At 65.9% G+C, this 14,587-nt stretch carries 9 protein-coding genes and 1 pseudogene; 6 read left to right on the top strand and 4 right to left on the bottom strand.

Annotated features, from left to right (window positions below):
* Nucleotides 1–21: 21 nt before the first annotated feature.
* The 3 genes from QFZ42_RS05410 to QFZ42_RS05400 are packed head-to-tail and all read left to right on the top strand — an operon-like array spanning nucleotide 22 to nucleotide 4,441.
* Nucleotides 22–1,080 carry an inositol monophosphatase family protein gene (locus QFZ42_RS05410; protein ID WP_307699975.1) on the top strand — a complete coding sequence of 353 codons (1,059 nt, stop codon included), beginning with the start codon at nucleotides 22–24 and terminating at the stop codon, nucleotides 1,078–1,080.
* Nucleotides 1,080–3,314, top strand: coding sequence for an FUSC family protein (locus QFZ42_RS05405; RefSeq protein ID WP_307699974.1), 2,235 nt, complete (start codon nucleotides 1,080–1,082; stop codon nucleotides 3,312–3,314). The genes QFZ42_RS05410 and QFZ42_RS05405 overlap by 1 nt, the downstream gene beginning before the upstream one ends.
* Nucleotides 3,311–4,441 carry a mechanosensitive ion channel family protein gene (locus QFZ42_RS05400; RefSeq protein WP_307699973.1) on the top strand — a complete coding sequence of 377 codons (1,131 nt, stop codon included), beginning with the start codon at nucleotides 3,311–3,313 and terminating at the stop codon, nucleotides 4,439–4,441. The genes QFZ42_RS05405 and QFZ42_RS05400 overlap by 4 nt, the downstream gene beginning before the upstream one ends.
* Here the strand turns inward: QFZ42_RS05400 and QFZ42_RS28290 are convergent.
* Nucleotides 4,417–5,687 (bottom strand): annotated as a pseudogene (locus tag QFZ42_RS28290) (DUF418 domain-containing protein). The gene QFZ42_RS05400 and the pseudogene QFZ42_RS28290 sit on opposite strands and share 25 nt — an antisense overlap.
* Before the next feature lie 150 nt (nucleotides 5,688–5,837).
* On the opposite strand from QFZ42_RS28290, the gene QFZ42_RS05390 reads away from it, so the two are divergent.
* Both QFZ42_RS05390 and QFZ42_RS05385 read left to right on the top strand, forming a co-directional pair.
* Entirely contained in the window at nucleotides 5,838–6,830 is a 993-nt protein-coding gene (locus QFZ42_RS05390) for a Bug family tripartite tricarboxylate transporter substrate binding protein (RefSeq protein ID WP_307699972.1), read from the top strand.
* 14 nt (nucleotides 6,831–6,844) lie between these two features.
* Nucleotides 6,845–8,176 carry a sulfatase family protein gene (locus QFZ42_RS05385; RefSeq protein WP_307699971.1) on the top strand — a complete coding sequence of 444 codons (1,332 nt, stop codon included), beginning with the start codon at nucleotides 6,845–6,847 and terminating at the stop codon, nucleotides 8,174–8,176.
* Nucleotides 8,177–8,363: 187 nt separating this feature from the next.
* Here QFZ42_RS05385 and QFZ42_RS05380 read toward each other — a convergent pair whose 3' ends face one another.
* The 3 genes from QFZ42_RS05380 to QFZ42_RS05370 form a co-directional block, all read right to left on the bottom strand.
* Complete coding sequence (locus QFZ42_RS05380) at nucleotides 8,364–8,816, bottom strand: hypothetical protein (protein ID WP_307699970.1); 453 nt, start codon at nucleotides 8,814–8,816, stop codon at nucleotides 8,364–8,366.
* 287 nt (nucleotides 8,817–9,103) lie between these two features.
* Nucleotides 9,104–9,895: a glycine-rich domain-containing protein gene (locus QFZ42_RS05375; RefSeq protein ID WP_307699969.1), complete on the bottom strand. Its 792-nt coding sequence runs from the start codon at nucleotides 9,893–9,895 to the stop codon at nucleotides 9,104–9,106.
* Between the two features lie 72 nt (nucleotides 9,896–9,967).
* Entirely contained in the window at nucleotides 9,968–13,291 is a 3,324-nt protein-coding gene (locus QFZ42_RS05370) for a bifunctional diguanylate cyclase/phosphodiesterase (RefSeq protein WP_307699968.1), read from the bottom strand.
* 383 nt (nucleotides 13,292–13,674) lie between these two features.
* On the opposite strand from QFZ42_RS05370, the gene QFZ42_RS05365 reads away from it, so the two are divergent.
* A complete protein-coding gene (locus tag QFZ42_RS05365; RefSeq protein WP_307699967.1) occupies nucleotides 13,675–14,502 on the top strand; it encodes an HDOD domain-containing protein in 828 nt (275 codons plus the stop codon).
* Nucleotides 14,503–14,587: the final 85 nt, after the last annotated feature.

The following is a 14,587-nucleotide window of genomic DNA, read 5'->3' as shown; positions in this document are numbered from 1 at the left end:
CCGTTCTTCTCACAATCCAGAATGTCGTCCCCCAACCTGCATCCCATGCTCAATGTGGCCGTCAAGGCCGCACGCGCCGCCGGCGCAATCATCAACCGTGCCGCCCTCGACGTCGAGGCCGTGCGCATTTCGCAAAAGCAGGTCAACGACTTCGTCACCGAAGTCGACCACGCCAGCGAGCAGGTCATCATCGAAACGCTGCTTGGCGCGTATCCGGGGCACGGCATCCTGGCCGAAGAATCGGGCACCCAGCATGGTGCCAAGGATTCGGACTACGTCTGGATCATCGATCCGCTCGACGGCACCACCAATTTCATCCACGGCTTTCCGGTCTATTGCGTTTCCATTGCGCTGTCGGTGCGCGGCAAGATCGAGCAGGCGGTCATCTACGACCCGAGCCGCAACGACCTGTTCACCGCCACCAAGGGCCGCGGCGCCTACATGAACGAGCGGCGCATCCGCGTCTCCAAGCGCATCAAGCTCAGCGAGTGCCTGATTTCAACGGGCTTTCCGTTCCGCAGCGGCGACAACTTCAAGCAGTACCTCGCCATCATGGCCGACATGATGCCCCGCATGGCCGGCCTGCGCCGCCCCGGCGCCGCGGCGCTCGACCTGGCCTACGTGGCGGCCGGCTTCACCGACGGCTTCTTCGAAACCGGCCTCAACCCCTGGGACGTGGCCGCGGGTTCGCTGCTGGTGACCGAGGCCGGCGGCCTCATCGGCAACTTCACGGGCGAGCCCGACTTTCTCGAGCAGCGCGAATGCTTGGCCGGTGCGCCGCGCATCTACGGCCAGCTGGTGCCGCTGCTTGCCAAGTATTCGAAGTTCGCCGGCATCGACGACAAGATGCGCGCCAGCGACCGCGTGCGTGCCGTGTCGGCCGCCGCGCGGCCCGACGCTGACGAATCGGTCGACCTCTATGCGCGCAGCACCGTCACCGATCTGACGGCCGCGCCGCTCGACGGCGAGGCGCCTGCGCCCGCGGTTGCGCCGGCACCGGTGTCGCGCAAGCTCACGCGCATTCGCCGCGACGCGCCTGCCGACGGCAGCCCTTCCGAAGGCGACGCTTCCGCCAAGTGATGCAGGGGCCCGGTGCCGCCCTGCGGATTCGTGCCGCGCTGCGCATTGCGCTGAGCCAGTACGTCGCCAACGGCTTCAGCGTCGCGCTGGGCCTGCTGGTCATCTCGGCCGGCGCGCATTTGTGGCTCGGCGCCATCGCCGCCTCAGCCGCCGCGGTCGGCGTGATCGTCACGGCCCCGCCCGACCTGCCCGGCCCGCGCCGCGGCAAGTTCTTTCAGATGCTGCCGGCCCCGCTGATCGGCCTGCCGCTGTTTTTTCTGGTGCAGCTGCTGCACACCGCGCCCATCCGCCTCGGCCTGTTGCTGGTGCCCGCCACCTTCGTCGCCTTTCTGGCCATGGCGTGGGGCAAGCGGGGCATTCCCATTGCCATCGCGGTGATGTTCTCGATGGTTTTCTCGATGGCCACGCCCGCGCCGAGCGGCATGGCCGAGGCCATCGAACGCACCTGGCATTTCGGCCTGGGCGCGGGGCTCTACGTGATCTGGGCCACGCTGGCCAACCTTGCGCTCAATGCGCGCTATCGCGTGCAGTCGGTCTCGGACGTGCTGTATTCGCTTGCCGCGCTGATGCGCACCGAAGCCACCCAGTTCACGCCGCTGGACAACACCAGCGACATCCGCGAAACCCCTGCCCCGCTGCTCGGCCGGCTGCTGCGCGAGCAGGCCGCGCTGGCCGACCAGCTGCAGGCCACGCGCGACATCGTGCTCGAATCGCCGCGCACGCCGCGCCGGCAGCGGCTGGCCGCCATGCTGGTGATCGTGCTCGAAATGCGCGACCAGCTGCTTGCGAGCGAGCTCGACCTCGACGCGCTCAAGAGCCACCCCGCGCATGCCGAGGCGCTCATCGAAATGCGCCGCGTGCTCGAAGAGCTGGCCGACGAAACCACCGCCCTCGGCGACGCGCTGCTGATGGGCCGCCAGCCCGAAACCGTGGCCGACCGGCGCCCGCGGCTCGCGTCGATTCATCTCCCCCGCGAGGACCATGCGGCGAACCACGGCCTGCCCGGCCCGAACGCCGCCATGCTCGCGCGCGGCCTCGCCAGCCGCATCGGCCACATCAACGACGAGGTGCTGCGCCTCTCGGCCATGGCGCGCGGCGATGCCGAGCCCAACCTTGCGGTGGTGCGCGCCAATTGGCAGATGTTCGTGAGCCCGACCGACTGGTCGTGGCGGCCCTTTCTTGCGCTGTGGCGCTGGGACGCGCCGCCGCTGCGCCATGCCATTCGCGCAGCGCTGGCCATTGCGGCCGGCTACACCATTGCGGTGTCGCTGCCCTGGGGTTCGCACGACTACTGGATTCTTCTGACCATTGTGGTGGTGCTGCGCGGCAGCCTCTCGCAAACGCTGGAGCGGCGCAACAGCCGCGTCGCCGGCACGCTGCTGGGCTGCGTGCTGGCCGTGGGCCTGCTTTCGGCGCATCCGTCGCCGCTGTTGCTGCTGGCCTTCGTCACGGTATCGCAGGCCATTGCGCACAGCTTCGCGGTGCGGCGCTACCTGATCACGGCGGTGGCGGCCACGGTGCTCGGCCTGCTGCAGGCGCACATGCTCAACACCGGCGCCGCGCCCATCTTCGCGCTGTTCGAACGCATTGCCGACACGCTCATCGGCGCCGCGCTGGCCTGGGGCTTCTGCTATGTGCTGCCCTCGTGGGAGCGCGGGCAGATTCCGGCGCTGGTGGCGCGCACGCTCACCGCGCAGGCGCGCCATGCACGCCTGGCGCTCGGCCTCGGCCAGCTGCAGGCGGTCGACAGCAGCCCCGAGCTGGAATGGCGGCTTGCGCGCCGCGAAGCCTACGACAGCCTTTCGGCCCTGGTGCAGGCCACGCAGCGTTCGTTGTCCGAACCGCGTGCCGTGCAGCCGCCGCTCGAGCCGCTGGAGCACCTGCAGGCGCACAGCTACCAGTTGCTCGCGCAGCTGAGCGCCGTAAAATCGATGCTCGTGCTGCGGCGCGACCGGCTCACCCCCGGCGAAATCGAAGGCCCGCTCGCGCGCACGGCACAGCGCATCGAAGCGGCCATCGGCACCGCGCCGACCACCGGTCCCACGCTGCCCGAAAGCCCCGGCTCCACCGCCGTGGGCGGCCCGATTCCCCTGCCCGACCCGTTCGACAACGACATCAGCCCCTGGCTGCTGCGCCGTCTCGATCTGGCCACGGCACTCGCCACGCAGCTGCGCGACGACGCGGCGCGCATTCTTCAACCCCTGGAGACACAAGCCACGACCACCGCTCAATGACCGAAGAGATGCTTGCCCACCCCTGGTTCGGCACCTGGCTCGCAGCCCTGCTCGCCGTTCCGCTCGCGCTGCTTGTCCACCGTCTCGGCGGCCTTGTCCTAGTGCGAATCACCCGGCCGGCACCCGCGCTTCACGCGATGGTGCTCAACTGCAAGCCGGTGGCGCGGGTGGTGCTGCCGCTGGTGGCATTGCTGCTCGTGTTCCAGGCCGCGCCGAACGACCTGCGCTTCATCGGCACCGTGCGGCATTTCAACGGCCTGCTGCTGATCGCCGCCACCACCTGGCTCGCGGTGAAAGCCATCAGCGGGTTCGCCGACGGCGTGCTTGCGCAGCATCCCTCCGACATTGCCGACAACCTGCACGCGCGCCGCGTGCTCACGCAGACCCGCGTGCTTGCGCGCACCGCGATGACGATGGTGCTGGTGGCCGGCGGCGCGATGATGCTCATGACTTTTCCCGGCGCGCGCCAGGTCGGCGCCAGCCTGCTGGCCTCCGCGGGCGTGATCGGCATCGTGGCCGGCCTGGCGGCCAAGCCGGTGTTCAGCAACCTGATCGCCGGGCTGCAGATTGCGCTGGCGCAGCCCATACGCATCGACGACGTGCTGGTGGTCGAGGGCGAATGGGGCCGCGTCGAGGAGATCACCGGCACCTTCGTGGTGTTGAAGATCTGGGACGATCGTCGGCTCATCTTGCCGCTCACCTACTTCATCGAGAAGCCGTTCCAGAATTGGACCCGCCATTCGTCGCAGCTGCTGGGCGCGGTCTTCGTCTACGCCGACTACGGCATGCCGATGGCGCCGCTGCGCAAAGAGGTCGAACGCATCGTGAAGGCGGCGACCGAGTGGGACGGCCGTTTCTTCAACCTGCAGGTGACCGACGCCACAGAGCGCACCATGCAGGTTCGCGTGCTCTGCACCGCCGCCACTTCGAGCCTCGCTTTCGACCTGCGCTGCAAGGTGCGCGAAGGGCTCATCGACTTCATGCAGCGCGAGTACCCGCAGTTCCTGCCGAGGATGCGCATCGAAAGCGACGGCATGCACGAGAAGCCGCTTCACCAAGGTGCACACGCCGTCCGCGCGGCCTACCCGATGGGCCAGTTGGCTCAGGAAGGCGTGCCGCCGCGCTGATCGGCCTGATCGGCCTGATCGGCGCGGCCAGCGTGGATACGGCGGCGCATCGGCGGAAGCTGGAGATAGGTGAACGCCCGCAGCACCCACTCCGAGGCCCATAGGCAAAGCGGTGCATCCACCACCGGCTCAGCACCAGGTTGCCCGCGAAGATCGCGAATGCCACGGCAAACGACGCCAGCGGCCCGATGGTTCCGACCCATCGCAGCCCGTAGGCCAGAAAGATCCACGCGCAGACCAGCGATTGCAGCAGGTAGTTCGACAGCGCCATGCGGCCCGCCGGCGCGAGCAGCCGCGCCAGCACGCGGCCGCGCCCCGTCTGGAACACGAGCAGCATGCCGGCCGCGTAACCGGCGGCCAGAAACGGCGCGGTCAGCAGAGTGACCGCAAGGCCCTGGAGCTCGCGCACCGCGTCGTTCAGCCGCAGGGCCGGCAGGGCGTAGGCCAGCGCGCCCGGCAAGCCGATGGCGAGTCCCCATGACATAACCCGCCACAGCAGCTTGCGATGCGCTTCCACGTGCGCGAGCAGCCCGCGCCGCCCGGCGATGAACCCCGCAAAGAACATGGCCAATGCCTCAGGTGCCTGCACCAGCGCGGTGACCCACCAGACATTCGAGAGATCGCGCAGGTGCTGGACCACCACCATGGCGGGCGAGGCGCGGTAGGCGGCCTGCGCCGCGGCGGCTTCGGCGTACGCCGCCCGCGCTGCCATCTGCATGTCCGCTTGCGAATACATGTGGCCGACGCCGGCCCATAGCGCCGAAACCAGCAGCACCAGCCCCATGGCCGCACACGCCAGAAACACATCCCCGCGCCGCCGCAGCATGAGCAGCACCGCGCCCAGCACCGCATAGGTGGTGAGAATGTCGCCGTAGTAGAGCAGCACGGCATGCACCGCGCCGATCACCCACAGCCCCACGAGCCGCCGCACCATGCGCGGCACGAACGCCTTGCCGTCGCGCTCGGCCGCACGCATCTGCAGCGTGAAGCTGTAGCCGAACAGGAACGAGAACAGCAGGTAGAACTTGGTCTCGAACATGAAGGCCCGCGCGAACGAGGCAGAGCGTTCGGCCAGGGAAACGGCCATCGGGTCGGGAATGCCGATGCCGTAGTACGTCGACGCGAAACTGGCGATGTTGACCACCAGGATGCCCAGCAGCGCGAAGCCGCGCAGCGCATCGACCATGTGCTGCCGCTCGTTCGAGGCACTGCCGGGGTTTTGCGTGGAAGGATTCTGGTGCGCCATGTGGCGTTGCGGGTTAGTCTGGAGGATGGTGGATTAGATCAATCGACTGTAGCGTCCCTACAGTCGTTCGAGACCGAACGCCAACCTGCGAGAACACCCGGGGGCTCCCCCAACGGCCGAATGATTGATTGAACGAGGAGGAACCTCATCATGCTGAAGAACACACCCCTTACCCGCCGCCTTGCCATGCTGCTTGCCGCAGCAGGCTTCATGGCGTCCATTGCCGCCATGGCCACAACCGCGAGCGCCCAGTCGCTCGACAGCCCGCTGCACATCGTCGTCGGCTATGCCCCCGGCGGTGCGACCGACCGCGTGGCGCGCATCGTCGGCGAGAAGCTCGGCACCAAGCTCGGCGTGCCGGTCATCGTCGACAACAAGCCCGGCGCGGGCGGCCGCCTTGCTGCGCAGCAGGCCAAGAACACGCCCGCCAACCAGAACGTGCTGATGCTCGCCAACCCCGCCGTGATGGTGGTGGCGCCGCTGGTCTTCAAGGACAACAACTACGACCCCGAGCGCGACTTCGTGCCCGTGTCGCACGTCAACTCCTACGACTTTGCGCTTTCCGTGTCGCCCCACCTGCCGGTGCGCGAGCTGAACCACCTGCTCGCATGGATGCGCGCCAACCCCAACCAGGCCAACGTGGGCGTGCCGGCCACCGGCAGCCTGCCGCACTTCTTCGGCCTCATGGTGGGCGAGAAGGCCAAGGTGCAAACGCAGGTGATCGGCTACCGCGGCTCGGCGCCGCTGCTGAACGACCTGATCGGCGGCCAGGTGCCCATTTCGGTCGACACCGAAGACGTCGTGCTGCCGCAACACACCGCCGGCAAGCTGCGCATCCTCGCGATTTCGGGTGACAAGCGTTCGCCCTTCGCGCCGTCGATTCCGACCTTCAAGGAAGCCGGCCTCGACCTGGCCGCGACCGGCTGGAACACCTTCTTCGCGCCGAAGAGCATGCCGAAAGAGAAGGTCGACCGCCTGTCCGTGATGATTCGCGAAGTCATGCAAGACCCCGACACCCAGCGCAAGTTCAAGGACGCCGGCATGACACCGGTGGTGAGCACGCAGGCGCAGACCGCCGCCATGCTCAAGGCCTACAAGGCGCAGTGGGCGCCCGTTGTCCAGAAGTCCGGCTACCAGCCCTGAACCTCGTCAGAGACATGACTCGACCCAACATCATCTTCATCGTGGCCGACGACCTCGGCTATGCCGACCTCGGCTGCTACGGCGGCCGCGATGCCACATTCGGCCCCGTGTCGCCCGTGCTCGACGGCCTGGCGGCCAACGGCCTGAAGCTCACGCAGGGCTACTCGAACTCGCCCGTGTGCTCGCCCACGCGCTTCGCGATGATCACCGCGCGCTACCAGTACCGCCTGCGCGGCGCGGCCGAAGAGCCCATTCGCAGCAGCAGCCGCGGCAGCACCACGCTCGGCCTGCCCACCGACCACCCCACCCTGCCATCGCTGCTGAAGGCCGGCGGCTACCAGACTGCGCTCATCGGCAAATGGCACCTGGGCTACCCGCCGCACTTCGGACCGCTGCGCTCGGGGTACGACGAGTTCTTCGGGCCCATGTCGGGCGGCGTCGACTACTTCACCCACTGCGACTCCACCGGCCAGCACGACCTGTGGTTCGGCGAAGAAGACAAGCAGGAAGACGGCTACCTGACCGACCTGCTCTCGAAGCGCGCCGTCGACTATGTCGAGCGCATGGCCGCCAAGCAGAAGACCGAGGAAGAAGCGCCCTTCTTCCTGAGCCTGCACTACACCGCCCCGCACTGGCCCTGGGAAACACGCGACGACGCCGAAAAAGCGCCGACCGTGAAAGACAACCTGTTCGACCTGGCCGGCGGCAACATTCACGTGTACCGCCGCATGATCCATCACATGGACGAAGGCATCGGCTGGATCATGGCCGCGCTCGAAAAGCACGGCATGGCCGACAACACCCTGGTGGTGTTTACCAGCGACAACGGCGGCGAACGCTTCTCGGACAACTGGCCCTTGGTCGGCGGCAAGATGGATTTGACCGAAGGCGGCATCCGCGTGCCATGGATCGCGCACTGGCCCAAGGTGATTGCCAAGGGCGGCGAGAGCAAGCAACTCTGCATGACCATGGACTGGTCCGCCACGATGCTCGATGCGGCCAGCGTGAAGGCCGATGCGGCCTATCCGCTCGACGGCGTCTCGCTGATGCCCGTGCTGAAGGATGCGAAGCACAGCTTCCGCAGGCCGCTGCATTGGCGCATGAACCATCGCGGACAGGAAGCCATGCGCGATGGGGATTGGAAGTACCTGAAGGTGGATGGGAACGAGTACCTCTTCAACATTCCGGCCGATGAGCGCGAGCGGGCGAATCTGGGGAAGAAGGAGCCGCAGAGGCTGACTGCGATGCGGGCTGACTGGGCGGCGTGGAATGCGACGATGCCTGGGATTCCGGAGGATGCGACGGTTAGCTTGGGGTATTCGGTTAAGGATATGCCGCAGAGGTAGGAGTGCACTGGCGTGGGAAACGAGCGTCGTGCATGTCTCTTCCGAAGGCGATCGATGGAGGGATCTTCGAGGGCTGCTTAAGACTGACAGCGGTCCTAAGGTCGCGACGAGTGAACGTCGCAATCGGGCCCTGAGCCGTCTTTCGGTCCTCCCTAAAGCAGCCCTTCCTTTCAATCGCTCGACGTTTTCATTCCCATGGTCGACAAAGGTCCAGTGACTCCAAAGACCCGGCTCGCCAAACTGCGTGGCCCTTGGTCTTGGAGGTGAACACCCCGTGCAGAAGAACATAGCTCCGATTCTTGCAGGCAGAAGAAATCGCCGCCCAATTCGGCGGAAGCACCAGCGAAACAGAATTCAACGAGATGCGTGCGGTTAGGTCTTCTTTGTGGAGGTACAGAGCATCACCTTCGAACTGGGTGTTTAGAACGCCAATCACCGCGACCTTTTTGCCTTCGAAGGCATCTGGATTGGCGATCAACTGAACCATCGACACCTCGTACATGCCGCACTCGCCATTCGCAGCGCGCGGAAGCCATAGCGAGCAGTGCTGCTCAGCACTCACCGTATTGAACGCTAGACCCACAACCATTGCTGCCGCTGCACGCCGAAGGTATCGGCCGAGACTCATCTGCTTTTTCATAGCCCAATACTAGGTGTGGATTGCTTCGGTGGGCAACGCTGCCGAACGGCCGGTTGTGGCCGAACTCGGAAGTCTAGCCATGAGCAGCGACAGTCCGCTTCCGCTGCATACCGGAACTTCGACACCATCGCGCAAACGCCAGCTGTGCGCATGCATATGACGTCGGACGGCCCGCATCACTCCTCGGCGAATCGCGGGAACATGAGACGAGCAGGTCTGGACTTGTTGCTGCGCAAGGGGCGCGAGGCGGACCAACCGCCTCGTGCCTATCCCCACCCTTCATCCATTCACGCCAAACTGGACCCTGCGCGCGAGGCTGCCGGCTCAGACGCGCCAGCCGTCAGCGAGAGCCCAGCCGCGGAGGCAGTGCCCGTCTCCAGCGAACACCATGCAGCCGCAGGTTTGCCCGCCTCCAGCGAGCACCACGCGGCTGCCGGTTTGTCCGCCTCGAGCGAACACCACGCGGCCGCAACTTTGCCCGCCTCGAACGAACACCAAGCCGCTGCAGGTTTGCCCGTCTCAAGCGAGCACCAAGCCGCTGCGGGCTTGCCCGCCTCAAGCGAACACCAAGCCGCTGCCGGCTTGCCCACCTCGAGCGAACACCAAGCCGCTGCGGGCTTGCCCGCCTCGAGCGAGCACCAAGCGGCCACATCCTTGCCCGGCCCGCGTGGAGACGCGACCGCCGGCTCACCGAATTCCTCGGCGGTCAGGCGCTGCATCTCCACGAAGGCCGCTTGCAGCGCCTTGGCGTCGTCCTCGCCGCGCAGGCCGAGGTATGGAAAGTGGTGCAGAAAATAGCCGAACGTGGTTTCGCAATCGGCTGCGTACTTTCTCGTGTCGAGAATGTGCATGTGCCAGAAGCGGTCGACGTCCTGCTCGGGAGCGAGCGTCAGGTCGGGGTGCTTGGCGTGCAGGATCAGGTAGCGCTTGTAGGCCACCTCCATCTGATCTGCGTAGGCTGCCGACCAGCCATAGCCGTCTTCTTTGCGGGAGGCCTTGAACTTGATGAGTGTGAGGTCGAGCCCCTTGATGGCGGCGATCGTCTGTTCCAGTGTTTTGCCTTGTGTCGAATGAATCATGAATGCTCCTGCGAAGTTGCTGCAATGTCCGGGCGAACGTGCCCGGTAACGATTGCTTCAAGGGTCCGGCCGTCAGGCCGCGACCGTTGGAGCAAATTGGTTTCGCAGGTGACGCGCCATGAAATTGCGCACCTCATCTGCAGACACGGGCTTGCACAGCCAATAGCCCTGGGCCTCGTCGCATCCGCGGCTGTGCAGGTAATCGAACTGGGCTGGGGTCTCGACGCCCTCGGCCACGACCTTCATTCGCAAGCCATGGGCCAGGGTGATGATGCCGTCGATGAGCGCCCGCGCGTCGGCGTCCTGCGACAGGTCGTTGATGAAGGAGCGGTCGATCTTGACCGTCGACAGCGGAAAATGCTTCAGGTAAGAAAGCGAGGAATAGCCGGTTCCAAAGTCGTCGATGGCGAGCCCCACGCCCATGTCTCGAATCGTCTGGAGCAATTGCGTCGCACGCTCGGGGTTCGCCATCACCGCGCCTTCGGTAATTTCCAGTTCCAGCAGCGACGGCTTCAGGCCGGAGGCTTCCAGAATGGCCTGGATGTCGGCGATGAGCGTGCGGCTTTCGAATTGGCGCGGCGATAGATTGACGCTCATCAGCACCTCGGGCAAACCGAATTCCTGCCACGAACGCGAATCGGCGCAGGCCCTCTCCAGCGACCACTTGCCCAGGGACACGATCAATCCGATTTCTTCGGCAATCGGAATGAACTTCACCGGTGGAACCATGCCCAGCACCGGGTGGTGCCAACGCATGAGCGCCTCGACGCCGACGATGCGCTGGGTCTGCAGGTCCATCTTCGGCTGGTAGTGCATTTCGAGCTCGCCACGCTCCAAGGCTCGGCGCAACGCGCTTTCCAGCATCAGCTGTTCGGTGCTCTGCGCATTCATCTTCGCCGCGTAGAACCGGAAGGTATTGCGGCCTTTTTCCTTGGCGCGGTACATCGCCGTGTCGGCATTCTTCAAGAGCGCCTCGGCGTCGCCGCCGTCGTCCGGATAGACGCTGACGCCGACGCTGGCGGTCACGTGGAGCTCGCGTCCCGCAACGGCGAAAGGCTCGGCGCAGCAGGCCAGCACTTTTTCGGAGAGCACCGCGGCATCGTTCGCGCTGGAGAGATTCTCCAGCAGCAGCACGAACTCGTCGCCACCGAAACGCGCCACGACGTCGGCCTCGCGCAGCAGTGCCGTCAGGCGCTCGCCGCAGATCTTGATCATCTCGTCGCCCACGCCGTGGCCCAGCGTGTCGTTGATGTGCTTGAAGCGATCGAGGTCGATGAACAGCACCGCGAACTGCTTCTGATGGCGATTGCTGCGCTTGATGGCGCGATCAAGCTCGTGCTGCAGCGCGGCGCGGTTGAACAACCCGGTCAACTCGTCGTGGCTGGCCATGAAGCGAAGACTTCTCTCAGCCAGCTTGCGTTGCTTGTACTGGGCGATCTGCAAGGCGATGACACGCAGCGACTCCAGCGTCTCGGCGTCGACAGCGTAGGTATTGGAGCCGAAGAGCTCCAGCGCCGTGGTCGAGCCGGTAATGACAATCGGCACGACGACGCCGAAAGTCAGCCCGGATTGGCCGGCGAGCACGTCGCGGGCAAAGTCGTGCGGCGCCGCCAGCGTGTCGATTTGCACGATGCCGGTGGTTTTCCAGGCGCGGCCCAGCGAGCCTTCGTCGGCCCCGTACTCGAGCGATCGGCTGTCGGAGACGAATTGCCGCAATGCCTGGGGGGCGTGGTCGGCATGCCAGGCGGCGGCGCAGCGAACCGCGCCGTCCTCTCCCACGCTCCACAACGCGCCGCAGTCCCAGCGCAGGTCGGTGCACACGGCTTCCAGCGCTTGCGTGATCACCATCTCGGCCCTGCCATCGGCGGCAAGCAGTCGGGCGATCTTGTACTCGAGCTTCTGGCGCAGCGCATCCTTGCGCGGCCGCGTGGCGTCGCGCACGGTGCCGCGCACGAGCGTCTTTCCATCTTCTTCGGCCGACTGTGCGATGACGTGGAGCCAGCGTTCGGTGCCGTCGGGCAGGCACAGACGGTGCTCGAATTCACTGCGCTCCTTGGACTCGGAGACCCATGCGATCTGCTGTTCGACCGCGGCGCGGTCCCCGTCCGGAACGCGCAAGAGCAACGCGGGCAGGTCCGACCGCAAGGAGCCGGTCTCGAAGCCCAGGATGCGCCGGGCTTCCTCGGAGCATTGCAGGGCTCCGGTCTTGGGATCGAGGATCCAGCTGCCCAGGCTTGCCAGATGCTGGGCCTCCTCCAACTGCCGCTCGCTGGTGCGCAGGTGGACGGTCATCTTGTTCGCCAACACCTGGGCCCGGCTGCGCGAGGTGGTCAACGAAAAGACGATGCCCGCAAGCAGCATGCTGGTGGCCAGCCCACCGAAGACGATGAACCATGGAATGGCCTTGTCGAGCGGACCGAAGACCTGGTTTTCGTCCTGGCCGATTTCCACCAGCCAGGAGTGGCCGCCCAGCTCGAATCCGAGCATACGTTCCAGGCTGCGCACGGGCGCGGCGGCGGGCTTCGCAGAGGCCGCGCTGTCGAACAGCAATTGCTGCTCGCCGAACGAGGCCGGCGTGACAAACCTGGTCTCGGCGCGTGTTCCGATCGCGCCCTGGCCCGGCCCGGCATCGATCAGGCGCAACCGGAATGTCCTCGCGGCCGTGGCACCCACCACATCGCCCAGCATCCCGGCCACGCTGAAGCCCGCGCCCACGGAGCCGAGATAGGCATTGCGCCGCTGCTCGAGCGTGTCGAGCGGTTGCCTTGGACGATAGACCGGCAGCCGCATCGCCAATCCGATGTCGGACTCGCGCCCCGCGATGCGGACTTTGCGGCCGGACATGACGAGCCCGCCCGTGTCGCGCCCCTGCTCGAGCGCGTCTCCCCTGTCGGGCATTGCGCCCAGGTCGTTGCCGAGCAGCCTCTCGTTTCCAGCCCGCGGCTCGATGTAGACCAGCGGATAGTAGATTTCCCGTTCGCCGGGCGGCTTGATGGCGAAGCTGGAGGCCACGCTGGCGGTCAGGTCGGCATCACCGCGCACCCGTTGCTCGAAGGCCTGCTTGTCGCCGGCCAACACGCGCGGCGCATAGTTGACGGCCTGGAAACCGGGGTACGCGCTGGCCAGGTTCAGCCCCGCGACGTAATCCGTGAAGTCGCTCCGCGCCACGGTTTCGGAGGTATTGAACCGGGCACGCAGGCCGATCAGCACGGCGATGTAGTCGTCGAAGCGGGCTTCGACCTTGCGTGCCAGATCGAGCGCGGTTGCGTCGAAGCGTGCCTGGGCACTGCGCCCGATCTCCTGGCGGGCGGAGACGGCAAGGGCGATCGATAGCACCGCGCCGGCCACGAAAATTGCCAGTGGCAAGCGAATCCTGACCCAGACGGACAATGACATTGGATGGAATCCTGTCGTTGCGCAGGCCGGTTGGCGCCGTGTGCACCAGTGCGGCACGGCGGAGAACGCAGCAGCTTGTATCCTTTGTCGCAAATGTATACGGACGTGTCCAGAGCGTCACGCGATTTGTCTCCGCGGGAGTGAGGGTTTGACCTTGGGTGATCGCCCGGATCACTGCGCAAGATGCATCCCCCAAAAACGGTATGGCGGCGTGAGACCACCGCAGGGAAAATCGGCTTGGCCGAAAGGCCTCGCAACGCATCTGTGTTGCTGTGAGTCTGCAATCGGGCGACGAGAACCGGCTCGATTTCAGAAGACATCAACATGTAACACTAAAGTTGCACGACAATTCCGGGCAGCGAAAACTACAGCCGAGAATCGCCATGACCCTGGACGAACTGTTTGCCGAAAGCCATTTGCTTCCCACGGTGCCCAAGGTGGTTTTCGACCTGATCGAGCTCCTTCGCAACGAAGACGCCGCCGTTTCCGTGGTGGCACGCAAGATCGAACTCGACCAGGTGCTGACGGCCCGGGTGCTGCGCATGGCCAACTCCCCGTACTTCGGGCTGCGCCGCAAGATCCTGTCGATCCACGACGCCATCCAGCTGCTGGGTTTCTCCTCGATCCGCTCGCTGGTGGTGAGCTCCGGCCTCACGGGCACGTTCCGGAAGATCGACGGCGTGCACCTGCCGGCCTTCTGGTCGCACAGCCTGCGCGTGGCGGCGGTCGCCCGCTACCTTGCGGGCAAGACCCGTCGCGTGGACCAGAGCCTGGCATTCACCGTCGGCAGCATGCACGCCATCGGCCACCTGATCATGGCCGGCGCAATGAAGGAGCAGGTGGCGGCGCTCAACGCCGTGCATCCCTTCGACCGCATGGGACGCCTCGAGGTGGAGCGGCAGAAGTTCGGCTTCCACTATGGCGAAGTCGGCGCGCGGCTGGCCGCCCGCTGGGAATTTGCGCCCGAGTTCATCAGCGCCCTCTCGTGCTTTGCCAACCCGATGGAGGCCGAGCACGTCGACCCGCTGGCCAATGTGCTGCACCTCGCGGTCTGGCGTGTCGCTCTCGAGCGCGAAGGGCTGCGCATCGGTGACGCGCAACACGTCTGGCCGGCCCAGTCGGCCGACGCCATCGGCCTTTCCGAAGATGCCATGCAGGAAATGCCGGCGCCTCGCGAACTGGCGTCCGACCTGGAATCGATGATCGCCTGATCGTCCGCGCGGGCATCTGCTGCCCGTTGTTTTTTGCCTGGCCTTCGGCCAGCTCTCCCTCTCACCGGCCTGTCGACGGCATCGC

It is taken from the genome of Variovorax paradoxus, from assembly GCF_030815855.1.
GTDB classification, from domain to species: Bacteria; Pseudomonadota; Gammaproteobacteria; order Burkholderiales; family Burkholderiaceae_C; genus Variovorax; species Variovorax paradoxus_M.
The sequence above is the reverse complement of the archived record's forward strand: the minus strand, read 5'-3'. Positions and strand labels throughout refer to the sequence as shown.